General features: G+C 50.4%; 18 protein-coding genes and 1 tRNA gene. 8 read left to right on the forward strand and 11 right to left on the reverse strand.

The features are described from left to right. Positions 1 to 204: 204 nt before the first annotated feature. The 6 genes from FDW92_RS03625 to aspA all read right to left on the reverse strand — a co-directional run bounded on the left by FDW92_RS03625 (position 205) and on the right by aspA (position 6,208). A tRNA-Phe gene (locus FDW92_RS03625) sits at positions 205 to 280 on the reverse strand. A gap of 305 nt (positions 281 to 585) precedes the next feature. Beyond that, positions 586 to 1,161 (reverse strand): transcriptional regulator, encoded by a 576-nt coding sequence (locus FDW92_RS03635; protein ID WP_006686267.1) that lies wholly within the window; start codon positions 1,159 to 1,161, stop codon positions 586 to 588. A gap of 36 nt (positions 1,162 to 1,197) precedes the next feature. Continuing rightward, positions 1,198 to 2,901: a protein-disulfide reductase DsbD gene (locus FDW92_RS03640; RefSeq protein ID WP_042312857.1), complete on the reverse strand. Its 1,704-nt coding sequence runs from the start codon at positions 2,899 to 2,901 to the stop codon at positions 1,198 to 1,200. Continuing rightward, a complete protein-coding gene (cutA, locus tag FDW92_RS03645; protein WP_003025447.1) occupies positions 2,877 to 3,224 on the reverse strand; it encodes a divalent cation tolerance protein CutA in 348 nt (115 codons plus the stop codon). The genes FDW92_RS03640 and cutA overlap by 25 nt, the downstream gene beginning before the upstream one ends. 131 nt (positions 3,225 to 3,355) lie before the next feature. After that, a complete protein-coding gene (gene dcuA / locus FDW92_RS03650; RefSeq protein WP_137400544.1) occupies positions 3,356 to 4,657 on the reverse strand; it encodes an anaerobic C4-dicarboxylate transporter DcuA in 1,302 nt (433 codons plus the stop codon). Between the two features lie 114 nt (positions 4,658 to 4,771). Next, on the reverse strand, positions 4,772 to 6,208 hold the full coding sequence (gene aspA / locus FDW92_RS03655; protein WP_032940252.1) for an aspartate ammonia-lyase: 1,437 nt from the start codon (positions 6,206 to 6,208) through the stop codon (positions 4,772 to 4,774). A gap of 337 nt (positions 6,209 to 6,545) precedes the next feature. Here aspA and FDW92_RS03660 point away from each other — a divergent pair, with 337 nt between their 5' ends. After that, positions 6,546 to 7,022: an FxsA family protein gene (locus FDW92_RS03660; RefSeq protein ID WP_006686272.1), complete on the forward strand. Its 477-nt coding sequence runs from the start codon at positions 6,546 to 6,548 to the stop codon at positions 7,020 to 7,022. A 49-nt stretch (positions 7,023 to 7,071) separates the two neighbouring features. On the opposite strand, the gene yjeH is transcribed toward FDW92_RS03660, so the two are convergent. Next, complete coding sequence (gene yjeH, locus FDW92_RS03665) at positions 7,072 to 8,337, reverse strand: L-methionine/branched-chain amino acid transporter (protein WP_042312854.1); 1,266 nt, start codon at positions 8,335 to 8,337, stop codon at positions 7,072 to 7,074. 275 nt (positions 8,338 to 8,612) lie between these two features. Here yjeH and FDW92_RS03670 point away from each other — a divergent pair, with 275 nt between their 5' ends. The 3 genes from FDW92_RS03670 (at position 8,613) to FDW92_RS03680 (ending at position 11,083) form a co-directional block, all read left to right on the forward strand. Further along, positions 8,613 to 8,906, forward strand: a complete 294-nt coding sequence (locus tag FDW92_RS03670) for a co-chaperone GroES (RefSeq protein ID WP_000027827.1) — start codon at positions 8,613 to 8,615, stop codon at positions 8,904 to 8,906. 43 nt (positions 8,907 to 8,949) lie between these two features. Continuing rightward, positions 8,950 to 10,596, forward strand: a complete 1,647-nt coding sequence (groL, locus tag FDW92_RS03675; protein WP_006686275.1) for a chaperonin GroEL — start codon at positions 8,950 to 8,952, stop codon at positions 10,594 to 10,596. A gap of 133 nt (positions 10,597 to 10,729) precedes the next feature. Beyond that, positions 10,730 to 11,083: a DUF4156 domain-containing protein gene (locus FDW92_RS03680; RefSeq protein ID WP_042312852.1), complete on the forward strand. Its 354-nt coding sequence runs from the start codon at positions 10,730 to 10,732 to the stop codon at positions 11,081 to 11,083. An 88-nt stretch (positions 11,084 to 11,171) separates the two neighbouring features. Here FDW92_RS03680 and yjeJ read toward each other — a convergent pair whose 3' ends face one another. Beyond that, the gene (gene yjeJ, locus FDW92_RS03685; RefSeq protein ID WP_042312849.1) at positions 11,172 to 12,035 is read right to left on the reverse strand and encodes a YjeJ family protein; all 864 of its coding nucleotides are present in this window, start codon (positions 12,033 to 12,035) and stop codon (positions 11,172 to 11,174) included. A gap of 184 nt (positions 12,036 to 12,219) precedes the next feature. Continuing rightward, the gene (gene epmB, locus FDW92_RS03690; protein ID WP_042312847.1) at positions 12,220 to 13,248 is read right to left on the reverse strand and encodes an EF-P beta-lysylation protein EpmB; all 1,029 of its coding nucleotides are present in this window, start codon (positions 13,246 to 13,248) and stop codon (positions 12,220 to 12,222) included. Between the two features lie 41 nt (positions 13,249 to 13,289). On the opposite strand from epmB, the gene efp reads away from it, so the two are divergent. The 3 genes from efp (at position 13,290) to ecnB (ending at position 14,302) form a co-directional block, all read left to right on the forward strand. Next, positions 13,290 to 13,856, forward strand: a complete 567-nt coding sequence (gene efp / locus FDW92_RS03695) for an elongation factor P (RefSeq protein ID WP_042312845.1) — start codon at positions 13,290 to 13,292, stop codon at positions 13,854 to 13,856. 57 nt (positions 13,857 to 13,913) lie between these two features. Then, positions 13,914 to 14,048, forward strand: coding sequence for a lipoprotein antitoxin entericidin A (gene ecnA / locus FDW92_RS03700; RefSeq protein ID WP_016151394.1), 135 nt, complete (start codon positions 13,914 to 13,916; stop codon positions 14,046 to 14,048). A gap of 107 nt (positions 14,049 to 14,155) precedes the next feature. Further along, positions 14,156 to 14,302: a lipoprotein toxin entericidin B gene (ecnB, locus tag FDW92_RS03705; RefSeq protein WP_032940256.1), complete on the forward strand. Its 147-nt coding sequence runs from the start codon at positions 14,156 to 14,158 to the stop codon at positions 14,300 to 14,302. Between the two features lie 30 nt (positions 14,303 to 14,332). Here ecnB and FDW92_RS03710 read toward each other — a convergent pair whose 3' ends face one another. Continuing rightward, entirely contained in the window at positions 14,333 to 14,932 is a 600-nt protein-coding gene (locus tag FDW92_RS03710) for a LuxR C-terminal-related transcriptional regulator (protein WP_042312843.1), read from the reverse strand. Positions 14,933 to 15,188: 256 nt separating this feature from the next. Between FDW92_RS03710 and sugE the strand changes: the two genes are divergently transcribed. After that, positions 15,189 to 15,506: a quaternary ammonium compound efflux SMR transporter SugE gene (gene sugE, locus FDW92_RS03715; protein WP_038642963.1), complete on the forward strand. Its 318-nt coding sequence runs from the start codon at positions 15,189 to 15,191 to the stop codon at positions 15,504 to 15,506. On the opposite strand, the gene FDW92_RS03720 is transcribed toward sugE, so the two are convergent. After that, positions 15,503 to 16,036, reverse strand: a complete 534-nt coding sequence (locus tag FDW92_RS03720) for a lipocalin family protein (protein ID WP_042312840.1) — start codon at positions 16,034 to 16,036, stop codon at positions 15,503 to 15,505. The genes sugE and FDW92_RS03720 overlap by 4 nt on opposite strands. Between the last annotated feature and the right edge of the window lie 79 nt (positions 16,037 to 16,115).

Consider the following 16,115-nt stretch of genomic DNA (forward strand, 5'->3'; position numbering starts at 1 on the left):
TCTGTACGTCCCGTCACGCTGAATCCCATTTTTATATAGTATCCCTGGTGTCTGCTTACTGAAGTTGGCTGCTAACTGCGAGATTGAGTTTGCGTGTGGAGTTGGTGAGAGGTGGTGGGTCAGAAATAGAGTAAAACGATCGGCTGGAAGCTATCAGAAACTACAAAAGCAAAAACCCGCCTTGTGGGCGGGTTCTTTAAATAGTGGTGCCCGGACTCGGAATCGAACCAAGGACACGGGGATTTTCAATCCCCTGCTCTACCGACTGAGCTATCCGGGCAACGGGGCGCATTAAACCGTATTCACGTCTGTCAGTCAATCAAATTTCAGGAAAAACGGTTCAACCGCTTAATATTGCGGCAATCTGTGCGTTTGTGCCTGAAGTTTGCACAAATCTTCCAGACCGTCATGATGTCGACAGGGAATGCTGAGCGAAAGAAGAGGGCTATATAGCAAAAGAGTAATTCGCTGCATTTTAATAAAACGCTGACCAGGGCGGTTAACAGATTATTTCGCACCACCGTGGCGATGGTGCGTTTTCAGCGACTGATGCTCACTCACTTCGGCCTGGACGGGCCTGTTCGCTTAGGTTAGCGCGCCACCCATACGGCACTGGGCAAAGCGCAGAATATCTTCCGCCAGACGGTGTGCCGTTTCGACATCAGCATGGCTACGATTCACCAGCATGCGGCTCAGACATCCCTCCAGCACCAGTTCCATCTGTTTGGCGACCATGGCCGGGTCGTCAACTTCCAGCGTAGTCAGTAGCTCATGAGTGAAGTCATGCGCTGCTTTTTTTTGTTGGTCGGCTAACTGGTGGATTGGATGTCCAGGATCGGGATAAAACGTGCAGGCGGCAATGAACAGGCAGCCGGGATAGCGATTATTGCTCACGCATTCGGATAGCGCGCTGTAGCGTGCCAGTAATTTCTGTTCAGCGCTCAGGGTCTCATCCAGCAAAAGCTGACGCCGCCAGATATCCACCCGCTGGCTGAGGTAACGTAACGCATCATACAGGATGGCCTCTTTATCTGGCCAAAAGCGCTGTAGTTCATCAAGCGGATAATCGATACGTTCGGCCACCATTTCCAGCGTGGTATTGGCTATCCCTTGAACCTCAAGTAATTTCAGGGCTTCTCCCAGGACATCTTCACGTTGCACGGTATTCTCCTCCGTATTTCCTTTTGCAAGTGTCGCTCACGGTTGACGATCGCGCAAATGTGCGCTGAAGGCCGCTGCATCCATAAAGCCCGTTACCCGAGCCTCCGGATGCTCTTTACCCTCGGCATCAAAAAACAGGATAGTGGGCAAACCTAAAACCTGTAGATGTTTCAGGAGAGCGACATCCTTGGCATTGTTTGCAGTTACGTCCGCCTGTAAAAGCACTGTGTCGCCTAGCGCTTGCTGAACCTGCGGATCGCTGAAGGTGTACTTCTCAAACTCCTTACAGGCCACGCACCAGTCGGCATACAGATCCAACATGACGGGCCTGCCTTTAGCTTGTGCCAGCGCCTGATTTAACGCCTCCACCGAGGCCACCGGCGTGAAGTTAAGGTGTGTCTGGGTTTGAGCATGCGGCGTGCCAAACGCCCAGTCCTGCAATGGACGTACACTGACAAGCGCTGCGGCTAACAGGACAATCTGCACGATGCGCATCCAGGCGTGCTTTGTCTGCAGGCTGGTAATGAATGCCCAGCTAAAGAACGCGACGCCCAACAGCGACCACAGGCGCACGCCCCATACGTCGCCAATGATGCGTTCAAGCAAGAAGACGGGAAGCGCCAGAATGACAAAGCCGAAAGCGGTTTTAACCTGTTCCATCCATGGACCGCTCTTAGGCAGCAGGCGGTTGCCAAAGACGGTAATCAACATCAGTGGTAAGCCCATCCCCAGCGCGTACAGATACAGCGTACCGCCTCCCAGCCACATATTTCCGCTCTGAGCGATATACAGCAAAATCGCGCTTAGCGGCGCTGTTGTGCAAGGAGAACAGATGAGACCCGCAATCGCCCCCATCGTAAAGACGCTACCGGGAGAGCCGCCTTGCTGGCGGTTACTCAGCAACGTGAGGCGCGTTTGCAATGAGGAAGGGAGTTGCAGCGTGAACAGGCCGAACATAGACAGAGCCAGCAGCGTAAAGATGATGGCAAGACCGATCAGAACATAAGGATGCTGTAACGCCGCCTGAAACTGTAATCCGGCGGCGGCAACAACCAGACCCAGCGCAGTATAGGTGAGCGCCATTCCCTGGACGTAGATAAACGTCAGCAGCAGCGCTCGCCCGGTTGATAACCGTTGCTTGCCGCCCAGCACGATGCCGGAAATCAGCGGATACATCGGCAGTACGCAGGGCGTGAAAGCGATGCCAATGCCGATTAGCAATGCCCACAGTGCGGAAAAGGGAAGTTGGGCTGCGGGCTGTGGTTTCTCTTCCGGGGCTTCAGTGACAGGAGCTGGAGCACCCCCGGCAGCAACTGACACTTCACTTAAGGGTACTGTTTTCGTTTCCGGCGGATAGCAAAAACCGGCGTCGGCACACCCTTGATAAGTGACGGTTAATGTTGCGCCAGATGCGGCCTGATTAACCGTGACCGGAATATTCAACTGTTTACGGTAAATCTCACTTTTGCCGTAAAACTCATCTTCATGCCAGACGCCTGGCGGCAGTTTTACCTCGGCAATATCGGCCTGAGATGGCGTAATGCTTATCTGTTTGCGATAGAGATAGTAGCCATCTTTTACCTGCCATGAGAGGTTCAGATCGTGTTGGTTTTGCTGAAAATCAAAAACAAACGCCCGATCGGCAGGAACAAACTGCGAGCGGCCGGGCGCGTCAAATAATCCGGCAAAGGTAGATGTGCTGCACAGCAGCAGGATCAGCGTAAGGATGCGTTGAGCCATGAGCGGTAATCAAAGTCTCCGTGAGTGACGGGTAAAACCAGAAGTTCAGGTGTTTGATACGGGTGATGTGACTTCAGGCAATCGAGAAGGGCTTGCTGGTGCGTGACGGTGGTTTTTAAAATCATCTGGACTTCATATTCCTGCTCCAGTTTACCTTCCCAATAATAGAGGGAGGTTGCTCCGGGCAGAAGTGTCACGCAGGCTGCCAGCTTTTCCGCCAGCACTTTTGCAGCCAGATCCTGGGCGGTTGCTTCATCCGGAGCAGTACAGAGCACCACAACGGTATCGGGGATGGAAATATCCTGACTCTTTACATCAAGCATAAACACCTCGAAAGAACAGAGTAACCAGCTAAAGAGTGGTCACTATACAACGGACGAGGGAAGGATGTTAGCTAAAGCGGGGTGATGAAGCGGAGGAACTGCAGGGTGCAGAGGCACCCTGCAGGAAAATTTTACAGCATGAAGCTGCCCAGCAAGAAGCCGAAGCAGACAGCCAGAACCACACCCAGAGTACCTGGGATGAAGAACGGATGGTTAAAGACGAATTTACCGATACGGGTTGTACCGGTGTCATCCATCTGAACCGCCGCAACCAGAGTTGGGTAGGTTGGCAGAATGAACAGGCCGGAAACAGCTGCGAAAGAGGCAACAGCGGTCAGCGGGGAAACGTTCAGCGCCAGAGCCATCGGCATCAGTGCTTTAGCGGTTGCTGCCTGAGAGTGCAGCAGCGCAGAAGCAAAGAAGAAGATGACAGCCAGCAGCCACGGATGGCCCTGAATTACGCTACCTGCAGTATCTTTGATCCAGTCAATGTTGTGAGATACGAAGGTATCACCCAACCACGCAACGCCCAGGATACAAATACAGGCGCTCATACCGGCTTTGAAGGTACTGGAGTTGAGGATGGAATCCGTTTCAACGCGGCAGATGATGGTGGTCAGCGTCGCGATGCTCAGCATGATGATCAGGATAGCATTGGTGGTATTCATCAGCGGTTTAGCGACCAGACCCAGGCTTGGGCTGTTGACGATCGCATAGACAACAACGCAAATTACGCCCAGCAGGAACAGCCAAACGGAAGTTTTTGCGCCTGCTTTGATTTCAACTTGTCTTTCACCACGCAGTTCAACCAAACCTTCTTCCAGACGTTTACGATAAATCGGATCGTCAGACAGTTTAGAGTTGAACAGCATAGTCACCAGGAAGGACATTACCAGAACGGCCAGCAGGGTGGACGGAATAACCACGGACAGCAGGTGAATATAGCTGATGCCATGACCTTCCATTACGGAAGACATGTAAACCACGGCTGCAGAGATTGGTGATGCTGTGATCGCAATCTGAGCAGAAACCACCGCAGTTGAGAGCGGACGGCAAGGTTTGATCCCTTGTTCCTTCGCAACTTCAGCGATAACCGGCAGAGTTGCCAGAGAGATGTTACCCGTACCCGCAAAGATGGTCAGGAAATAGGTCACGATGGGTGCAAGGATCGTGATGTATTTCGGGTTCTTACGCAGCAGTTTTTCAGTTTGATGAACCAGATAGTCCAGACCACCTGCAATCTGCATAGCTGAGATGGCAGCGATAACCGCCATGATAATGGAAATGACATCGAACGGGATATTACCGGGTTTTACGCCGATAGCGGCGAGAACCAGGACACCCAGCCCACCTGCAAATCCAATACCGATACCCCCAAGTCTGGCACCTAAAAAGATTGCCAGCAAAACGATGATAAGTTCTAAAACTATCATATTAGCCTTCCTTGTTGTTTAACAAGTTGATATTAAATTGTTGTTTTTAAGTAACTTCGTGCAAGAAAAAAGGCACGTCATCTGACGTGCCTTCTCTGGTACTACCCTACACGATTACTGTTCGCTTTCATCAGTATAACGTTTTGCTTTATAAGCCGGGTGCATCAGGTTCTGTACTGAGAAGATATCGTCCAGCTCGGCTTCGGTCAACAGGCCGCGCTCCAGGACAACTTCACGTACGCTCTTACCGGTTTCGGCACAAATTTTACCAACGATGTCGCCGTTGTGGTGGCCGATGAACGGGTTAAGGTAAGTAACGATACCGATAGAGTTGTAAACGAATGCTTCGCACACTTCTTTGTTAGCAGTAATGCCGCTAACGCATTTTTCCAACAGGTTGTAGCAAGCGTTGCTCAGAATGTGAATGGATTCGAACATTGCCTGGCCGATTACTGGCTCCATAACGTTCAGCTGCAGCTGACCTGCTTCAGACGCCATAGTGACAGTGATGTCGTTACCGATGACTTTAAAGCACACCTGATTTACGACTTCCGGAACAACCGGGTTCACTTTAGCTGGCATGATGGAAGAGCCAGCCTGCAGTTCCGGCAGGTTGATCTCGTTCAGGCCGGCACGTGGACCAGAGGAGAGCAAACGCAGGTCGTTACAGATTTTGGACATCTTCACAGCCAGACGTTTCAGTGCGCCGTGCACCATAACGTATGCGCCGCAGTCAGAAGTAGCTTCAATCAGGTCTTCTGCAGGAACACAGGCAAAACCGGTTACTTCAGCCAGTTTTTTCACTGCCAGCGGAGAGTATTCTTTCGGTGTGTTCAGACCCGTACCGATTGCCGTTGCGCCGAGGTTAACTTCCAGCAGCAGCTCTGCAGTACGCCCAATGTTTTTCACTTCTTCTTTCAGCAGGATGCTGAAAGCACGGAATTCCTGACCGAGGGTCATCGGCACAGCATCCTGCAACTGGGTACGACCCATTTTCAGGATGTCCTGGAATTCATCGGCTTTTTTCTCGAAGCCTTCACGCAGCTGGTTCAGAGCATCAATCAGTTTGATGATGGATGCGTATACCGCGATACGGAAGCCAGTTGGGTATGCGTCGTTGGTAGACTGACATTTGTTAACGTGGTCGTTCGGGTTCAGGTACTGATATTCACCTTTCTGGTGACCCATCAGTTCCAGACCGATATTGGCCAGCACTTCGTTGGTGTTCATGTTGACGGAGGTACCCGCACCACCCTGGTAAACGTCTACCGGGAACTGATCCATGCATTTTCCGTTATTCAGGACTTCATCACACGCCGCGATGATGGCATTTGCCACACTCTTAGGAATGGTTTGCAGCTCTTTGTTGGCCATAGCCGCTGCCTTTTTCACCATTACCATGCCGCGAACAAATTCAGGAATGTCGCTGATTTTGTTGTTGCTAATGTAGAAGTTTTCAATCGCTCTCAGAGTGTGAACACCATAGTAAGCGTCCGCTGGAACTTCCCTGGTACCCAACAAGTCTTCTTCGATACGAATGTTGTTTAACATGTGAACCTTCTTTTTCAAGCTGCCAATGATTTGACTAAACACACAGGATATATGTGATTTCGATTGTTTCTCGACCGACGATTATCCCCTGCATCGGTCTGATACCCGAGATCATATGCTGGTTCAGGATTTCTACCGTAATCTGGATCACTTAAAACGTGGAATTTACCCCTTATTTATTATTCTGTGAAATAGATCACCCCTTTAGGATTAACACTAAATATTAGTGTACAAGCGGCTTGAAATTTTGCTAACCACCTCAATATCAAATCGATGCGATTAACATAATTTTTGGACAGACGTTGTACAAAACGCCTGTTATTAACAGGAGTCCCCTTTGCGCTGGATACCATTACTTGCCATTTTTCTCTATGTTTACATAGAGATATCTATTTTTATTCAGGTTGCCCATGTGTTGGGTGTTCTGATGACCCTGATTTTGGTTATTTTTACGTCGGTTATCGGGATGTCTCTGGTTCGTAACCAGGGATTTAAGAACTTTTTACTGATGCAACAAAAAATGGCGGCAGGTGAAAGCCCGGCTGCAGAAATGATCAAGAGCGTTTCGCTGATTATTGCCGGTCTGCTATTAGTGCTGCCTGGTTTTTTTACCGATTTCCTTGGTCTTCTTCTTTTACTACCCCCGGTGCAGAAGCATCTGACGATGAAACTGCTGCCACATTTGCGTTTTTCTCGTATGCCCGGCGGTGGTTTTAGCGCCGGAACGGGTGGGGGCGAGACCTTTGACGGTGAGTTTCAGCGTAAAGACGAGCATCGCGACAGTATTGAACATAAAGACGATCGTCGGGATTAAGTATCAGTTTGTAGGCCGGATAAGCGTTAGCGCTATCCGGCAAACATGTTTATATGCCGGATGATGGCGTCAGCGTCGACTTATCCGGCCTGCGGGGTAAAAACAGCCACAGCGCCGCCAGCATAATCAGCGCATAGAGACTCTTCCAACCGACCATCGCCAGCAATAGCAGACATAGCAAACCGCCAACGATCGCCAATGCGCGATAGTGTCCTTTCAGTAATCGACAACCTGCCAGCATGCACAGCAGATAAATCATAATAAAGATGCCGTTAGCGTAGACGATTAACGCATCGAGATTGATTTGCAGCATATAGATGCACAAGGTACTGACCACGCAGCAACCTAGCACGGCGTTCAGCGCATTGCGCGGAAGATGACGAGGGGACAGACGCGCCAGATAACTCTCCGGCTTGTATTGCGCTTGCGACCAGACCAGCCGGGCGAAACTTTGAATATAAATGTTGAGACTGGCAAAGCAGGCCAGATAACCAATAATGCAGGCGACCCACAGTGCCTGTACGCCAAACAGCTGTACAACAATTTCGGGCAGTGATGCCGCCGCTGCCATTTGCTCGCCGTAAGCGTCAAAATGAAGGACGACGACGGTGCATGCCCAGTAGACAGAACCTGCCAGCAGTAGACCGATCATCAGCGCGCGCGGGAAGTCTCGCTCCGGATTTTTAAATTCAGAGGCCAGGTGGGCAAATGCTTCAAGGCCGACAAAGCACCAGAACATCACCGACAGCGCGGCGAACAGTCCGGGAAGTTCAATTTCGCTAACCGTAGGGAAAGGGATTTCATTGGGTTTTAGATCGCCCGCCCACCAGATGGCGACAATGAGAGCAACGATCAGCCCGGCAATGACCGTTTGTAGGTTAGCGCTGGAGCTGGCGCCGCGGGAGCCTATGTACCAGACCAACGCCAGTGTACCGAGTTCTGCCAGCAGAAGCTGCTCGTCATGCCAGCCAAACATCGCCTGGCCGAATCCTGCGGCAATATGTAATGCCGCAGGTAAGCCCACGGGGATTACTGATAAAAACAACCATCCGGTGACGCGCTCCAGGCGCGAGCCAAAGGCCATACCGACAAAATGCGCCACGCCGCCCGCGCTGGGGAAATGGCGGCCGAGCACGGCGAAGACAATCGCCACGGGAAAGACTAAAACAATTAGCACCGGCCAGGCCCACAAGCTATTGTTGCCAGCCACCAGCGCAGCCAGCGCGGGGACGGCAAAAACGCCTGTACCTAACAATGATGTCGACAACAGGCCAACGCCCTGAGCCAGTCCCAGCTCTTGTTTCAGTCCGCTCATAAGTTGTTATCCGGTTATGCCCGTTGACTGGGCTACAGCGCAGATTTTTGATGGTATCACAATCGGATTTGCTTATGACGACGTGACTGAAATCGTTATGGAATGTGAGGTGCGTCGGTGTTTTGACGGGATTTTCTGCTGATAAAAATTTTTTTTCGCTTGCCCCCTTGAAGGCACAAAACCCCATCCCCATCTCTCTGGTCACTAGCCGGGAAACCGTTTACGGGCCGGCGTCACCCATAACTGATAAAGACTTTCTCAAAGGAGAGCTATCAATGAGTATTCGTCCGTTACATGATCGTGTGATCGTCAAACGTAAAGAAGTTGAATCCAAATCTGCTGGCGGCATCGTACTGACCGGTTCTGCAGCAGGTAAATCAACTCGTGGCGAAATCATCGCTGTCGGTAAGGGTCGCATCTTGGACAACGGTACCGTACAGCCGCTGGACGTGAAAGTCGGCGATATCGTTATTTTCAACGATGGCTACGGTGTTAAATCTGAGAAGATCGACAATGAAGAAGTGTTGATCATGTCTGAAAGTGACATCCTGGCAATTGTTGAAGCCTAATCCGCGAACGACACTGAACATACGAATTTAAGGGAAAGAGAAAATGGCAGCTAAAGACGTAAAATTCGGTAACGACGCTCGTGTGAAAATGCTGCGCGGCGTCAACGTACTGGCAGATGCAGTGAAAGTTACCCTCGGTCCAAAAGGCCGTAACGTAGTTCTGGATAAATCTTTCGGTGCACCGACCATCACTAAAGATGGTGTTTCCGTAGCACGTGAAATCGAACTGGAAGACAAGTTCGAAAACATGGGTGCGCAGATGGTGAAAGAAGTTGCCTCTAAAGCGAACGATGCTGCAGGCGACGGTACCACCACCGCAACCGTACTGGCTCAGTCCATCATCACTGAAGGTCTGAAAGCTGTTGCTGCGGGTATGAACCCGATGGATCTGAAACGCGGTATCGACAAAGCGGTCGCTGCTGCCGTTGAAGAACTGAAAGCGCTGTCCGTACCGTGCTCTGACTCCAAAGCTATTGCTCAGGTTGGTACCATCTCCGCTAACTCCGACGAAACCGTAGGTAAACTGATCGCTGAAGCGATGGACAAAGTCGGTAAAGAAGGCGTGATTACCGTTGAAGACGGTACCGGTCTGCAGGACGAACTGGACGTGGTTGAAGGTATGCAGTTCGACCGTGGCTACCTGTCTCCTTACTTTATCAACAAGCCGGAAACTGGCGCTGTAGAACTGGAAAGCCCGTTCATTCTGCTGGCTGATAAGAAAATCTCCAACATCCGTGAAATGCTGCCGGTTCTGGAAGCCGTAGCGAAAGCAGGCAAACCGCTGCTGATCATCGCTGAAGATGTTGAAGGCGAAGCGCTGGCAACTCTGGTTGTTAACACCATGCGCGGTATCGTGAAAGTCGCTGCTGTTAAGGCACCTGGCTTCGGCGATCGTCGTAAAGCGATGCTGCAAGATATCGCTACCCTGACCGGTGGTACCGTTATCTCTGAAGAGATCGGTATGGAGCTGGAAAAAGCAACTCTGGAAGATCTGGGTCAGGCAAAACGCGTTGTTATCAACAAAGACACCACCACCATCATTGATGGCGTAGGCGATGAAGCTGCAATCCAGGGTCGCGTAACTCAGATTCGTCAGCAGATCGAAGAAGCAACTTCTGACTACGACCGTGAAAAACTGCAGGAGCGCGTAGCGAAACTGGCAGGCGGCGTTGCGGTAATCAAAGTTGGTGCTGCGACTGAAGTTGAAATGAAAGAGAAGAAAGCTCGCGTTGAAGATGCCCTGCACGCAACCCGTGCTGCGGTAGAAGAAGGCGTGGTTGCTGGTGGTGGTGTTGCGCTGATTCGCGTAGCGTCCAAAATTGCCGGCCTGAAAGGTCAGAACGAAGACCAGAACGTCGGTATCAAAGTTGCGCTGCGCGCAATGGAAGCTCCGCTGCGTCAAATCGTTCTGAACTGCGGCGAAGAGCCGTCTGTAGTGGCTAACACCGTGAAAGCGGGTGACGGTAACTACGGTTACAACGCTGCAACTGAAGAATACGGCAACATGATCGACATGGGTATCCTGGATCCAACCAAAGTAACGCGTTCTGCTCTGCAGTATGCAGCTTCTGTTGCGGGTCTGATGATCACCACCGAGTGCATGGTTACCGACCTGCCGAAAGGCGATGCGCCTGACTTAGGTGCTGCTGGTGGTATGGGCGGTATGGGTGGAATGGGCGGCATGATGTAATCATGTTGTTCTGAACCTCTCAGAATTGAAAACCCCCGGGCAGAATTGTCCGGGGGTTTTTCTTTTGGTCATCTTTTTAGTATATGATTCAGCTACGGACATAACGTCCAACTAATTGATTATGGGGAATGACATGCACGTGAAATATTTAGCAGGGATCGTTGGTGCCGCGCTACTGATGGCGGGTTGTAGCTCCAGCAACGAACTGAGTTCAGCCGGACAAAGCGTACGCTTTGTCGAAGACAAGCCAGGCGCAGAGTGCCAGCTGATTGGCACCGCAACCGGTACGCAGAGCAACTGGCTTTCTGGTCAGCATGGCGAAGAGGGTGGGTCTATGCGTGGTGCAGCGAACGATCTGCGTAACCAGGCCGCAGCAATGGGTGGTAACGTGATTTATGGCGTCAGCAGCCCATCACAGGGAATGCTGTCCAGCTTTGTGCCTACCGCCAGCGAGATGAATGGTCAGGTTTATAAGTGCCCAAATTGATAAACGCGGTTGATGCCGGATGGCGACGCTAAAGCGTCTTATCCGGCCTACGGTACACATGATCGTAGGCCTGATAAGCGCAGCGCCATCAGGCATTCTGAGCTTTATGCGCAGACTGAACGCGTAAATGATGTAGCGCGCGCAAACACTGATCCTGATTGAGCTTTTGGGTTTTATCACCCGTCAATGTTCTGACAAACACCTGGCACGGTACACCGGCAAGTTTTTTCAGTCGTGGGCTGAAGTCCAGAAGGCGTCGGGTAATGGCCTCAGCTTCTTTACTGCCGGAAAGGGCGCGAGTTTTTACTACTGAGCCACAGAATTGAGCTTTACCCTTTTCATCCTTATAGCGGTAGATAATCGCCAGGTAATGGTTAAACAGGTTAAGTTTCCATTCTGGTTGTGTATATGAATCATATTCAAGATTGTCGTTTTGCTGGCAATCAACATCGTACAGCGGTAAGAAATCCAGCAGCGATGTAATTCTTAACGCTAATTCCTGCATGCCAGCATTATTTATTGCATGAATGATTGCATGGGCTAATACCTGGATCTGCAGTTCATTAATCAGTAATTGGTGGGTTTGTCCGTCATGTAGCGTCAGAGAAAATGCTAAGCTTTCTCCTTTGTCATCCACTAACATCAGCGAATTGATGCGACGGTTTATATCCGCATTTTTTAACTCATCTTCCTGAATTAACGGGATATTCTCGTGCATCTTTTTACTGGCTTTGTCGCGTTCTTTTTCATATTGCAAACGCGCTTCTTCGCTAAGCTGGTGCTTCGCATGGAGTCTGCTCTCCAGGGCGATAAGCAAATCTCTTAGCCCCAACGGTGAGAGAAAAAACAGCGACTCTTTATTTCTTGGTTCTTTGATCTTAAGTGCCAGAGCAACAAATTCATTCTTCTGACGAATAACACTGGTATTAATACCCTTAATACTAATAACCATCCAGGGTTCTCCCTAACCATATATTTATTGGAAATCTACATTTGTATTAATTTATAAAATTTGCAAATGAGTTGTTGCACAGTGCTAGTTAAAATAGCACATATTAAAAGTGCGACTCTACCTGCTCGGATATTAAATACTCGGGATTGGTAGTGAGTGTCCATAATCGGACACTCACTAAGAATTATTGCTGGCGTAATTGCAGGTCCAACGGCGTTTTACTAGGTTCTCCGCCAATTTCTCGCGCCAGTTTAGGGACCATGTAACCGGAAACCAGCGTCAGCAGTTCACGCATAATCTGACGCGCTTCCTCGTCGCTGACCATAAAGTGGGCGGCACCCTGCACTTTATCCAGTACATGCAGGTAATAGGGCATAACACCCGCATCAAACAATGCGTTGCTAAGGTCGGCCAGGGTTTGGGCGTTATCGTTAACACCACGTAGCAATACGCTTTGATTGAGTAGTGTAACGCCTGCTTTGCGCAGTCTGAGCATCGCCTGACGAAATGTCTCATCAACTTCATTGGCATGGTTAATATGATTGACCAGCAGAATTTGCAGTGAAGAGTGAGCAAAACGTTCGGTCAGCCCTTCGGTAATACGCGCCGGGATCACAATTGGTAAACGGCTGTGAATGCGCAGACGCTTAATGTGTGGAATGGTTTCCAGCTGCGTGAGCAGCCAGTCCAGTTCGTGATCCTTGGCCATCAACGGATCGCCGCCGGAGAAGATGATTTCATCCAGTTCTGGATGGGCGGTAATATAGTCCAGAGCGACTTGCCAGTTGCGCTTGTTGCCCTGATTTTCGGCGTACGGGAAGTGTCGGCGGAAGCAATAACGACAATTTACCGCGCAGCCGCCTTTGACCAGCAGCAGCGCCCGGTTGCGATATTTGTGCAGCAGGCCGGGAACCACACTGTGCTGTTCCTCCAGCGGATCGGTCGAGTAACCGGGGGCGGCAACAAACTCTTCCTCGGCGGTAAGTACCTGACGCAGAAGCGGATCGTTTGGATTGCCTTTCTCCATGCGCGCAATAAACGCGCGCGGCACGCGCAGGGCGAAAAGTCGTCTCGCGTCGCGTCCGGCCAACAGTTTTTCATCTGCGTCTATATTCAAAAGATGCAGAAGTTCATCGGGATCGGTCACAACATCGGCAAGTTGCGATAACCAATCTTCTCTGGATGGGGTATTTAGGGTTACAATATGCGCCATTTTGTGGCTTAGCTACCAGTTAACAATTTTCAGAGGGCCTTATGGCAACGTACTATAGCAACGATTTTCGTGCTGGTCTTAAAATCATGTTGGACGGCGAACCTTATGCGGTTGAAGCCAGCGAATTCGTTAAACCAGGTAAAGGCCAGGCGTTTGCGCGCGTTAAGCTGCGTCGCCTGCTGACCGGTACTCGCGTAGAGAAAACCTTCAAGTCTACCGACTCTGCCGAAGGCGCAGATGTAGCCGACATGAACCTGACCTTCCTGTATAGCGACGGTGAATTCTGGCACTTCATGAACAACACCACTTTCGAACAGCTGGCTGCAGACGAGAAAGCGGTAGGCGATAACGCTAAATGGCTGCTGGACCAGGCTGAATGCATCGTGACCCTGTGGAACGGTCAGCCGATCTCCGTGACGCCGCCGAACTTCGTTGAGCTGGAAATCGTTGATACTGACCCGGGTCTGAAAGGCGATACGGCTGGTACTGGCGGCAAACCGGCTACCCTGTCTACCGGCGCAGTCGTTAAAGTTCCGCTGTTCGTACAGATCGGTGAAGTGATCAAAGTGGATACTCGCTCAGGCGAATACGTTTCCCGCGTAAAATAAGACACTTATTTGATCTTGTGGCGCAGGTTGCTGCGCCATACTTTTTCCAGGGCAGGAATGATGAAACGTCTTCTCAGTCTTGTAATGCTAATCCTTTTCACCAGCACTCTACTGGCGGGCTGTAATACCGCACGCGGCTTCGGTGAAGACATCAAACATCTCGGCAATTCAATCTCTCACGCCGCCAGTTAAACTTCTCACATAATCTGAAAAACGGTTGTTTATCCATCACACTTCCGGATCTTGTCTATTATTAAGTAGCTATTCACAAACAATATTGGCTAGAAAAGGAAGACGTTATGATTAAGAAGACAATTGCTGCGATCTTTTCTGTGTTGGTACTTTCTTCCGTATTAACCGCGTGTAATACCACGCGAGGCGTAGGGGAGGATATTTCTGACGGCGGTAATGCTATCTCTGGTGCGGCGACAAAAGCTCAGCAATAATGCTCAACGGTACGACGCTGGGTCGTACCGTTAACTCTCCCTGTGTGGGAGTGAGAGGAACGGTGAGAAGCGGTTCCCCAGATGAAGCTTCAGACGAATATTTCGTTTATAGGTATACACCGTTTTGCCATGAATGCTGAGCGTGGCGGCTATAACCTGGTTACTCACGCCATCCATCCACATTGACAATACTTTCTCCTCCTGCGGCGTAAGCAGTGGCGTCGCATTTTCGGCTAATGCTAATGTGGGGCGATCTTGTAGCGCTTCCTGAATCGTGTGTGTAAGTGCGTTTAGCGAGGTGTGTTTGGTTAATACCGAATAGGCGGTGGCTTGAGAAGCCGGGATGGACGCGTGTTGTCTGTCCGCTGATTGCAGTAAGATCAGAGGTATGACGCCACAGCTCATGAAAAAGGGCTTAACTGGCGGAGTGGAATGCGCCTCGCTAATAAAACTGTATAAATCCGCAATGACCAGATGCGGTTTCCACTGCAAAATATGCTCTTTTGCCAACAGAAGATTATTAATTCCTGATACCAGAAATGAGGAGTTGAACCTGCCAGAATGATTAAGCAATGCCTCTATCCCTGTGCGGGTAAAGTGGCATCGGTCAATCACTAAAATTTTAAGCATAAACTTTTCGCATTCAAAAGAGGGGCAATCGACTTCCTGATTTCAGAAAGCCCTTCATCATAGAGAACTCCGATGAGTGCCAAATGCGGGAACTACGCCGCTAATTATGCTTAATTCTTGCTTTTAACAGACGGTGAATAAAAAGGTTGAAATTCATTTTCTGTCGGGCAAAAATGCCATTTCACACACCAGCTTTGCAGGACGACCTGCAAACGCTTCTTTCACCGGGGACGGCCCCATTGTTCTGGAGCCTCATATGTCCTGGATCATTTTATTAATTGCCGGTTTGCTCGAAGTTGTTTGGGCGATTGGCCTGAAATACACCCACGGCTTCACTCGTCTGACGCCAAGCATTATCACCATTGTCGCGATGATCGTCAGTATCGCCATGCTCTCCTGGGCGATGCGCACCTTGCCAGTTGGGACCGCCTATGCCGTCTGGACCGGTATTGGCGCCGTCGGGGCGGCCATTACCGGGATTCTGCTGTTGGGTGAATCCGCCAGTCCGGCGCGTTTGCTGAGTCTGGGGCTGATTGTGGCTGGTATTATTGGTCTGAAGCTTAGCACTCACTAAGTACCAGGCTGTTTTACCCAAATCAGTTTATTGACGTCAAACCCTTCCCGGGTCGCGATAGCCAACATTTGCTGCTTCATTTCATCTGAAATGGTGGGGGTCCGTGAAAGGATCCACAGGTAATCGCGATCCGGACCGCAAACCAGCGCGTGGCGATATTCCCGGTCGAGCGCAATCACGTTATACCCGCCGTAAAAGGGGCCGAAGAATGACACCTTGAGCGCAGCCCGATTTGGGTCGCCAGTGAAATAGGCTTTACCCTCCGTTTTTTGCCACATCTCTCTGTCCGGGTTATAGCCCTTATTGATCACGTTGATACCGCCGTCGTCGCGCAAGCTATACGTTGCGGTCACTTTTTCCAGTCCACGTTCGAAGCGATGGTCTAAACGTGCAATTTCATACCAGGTACCAAGATAGCGTTTAGCGTCAAAGTTATTCACAACGGTAACGCCTTTTGGCGGTGTAGGGGTACTGCAGGCGACAACCAGAAATGCAGCGGTAACTGCAGCAACGACGGGCAGAATACGCATAAGATTTTCCTTGCTGTTTTTTTGTTAAGTGTAGATGACAGCAGGAAAAAGAAGAGGAAGAAACGAGGTCCGCTATAGC

Origin of the sequence: Citrobacter sp. wls706 (assembly GCF_005281305.1) — a bacterium.
GTDB lineage: Bacteria > Pseudomonadota > Gammaproteobacteria > Enterobacterales > Enterobacteriaceae > Citrobacter > Citrobacter werkmanii.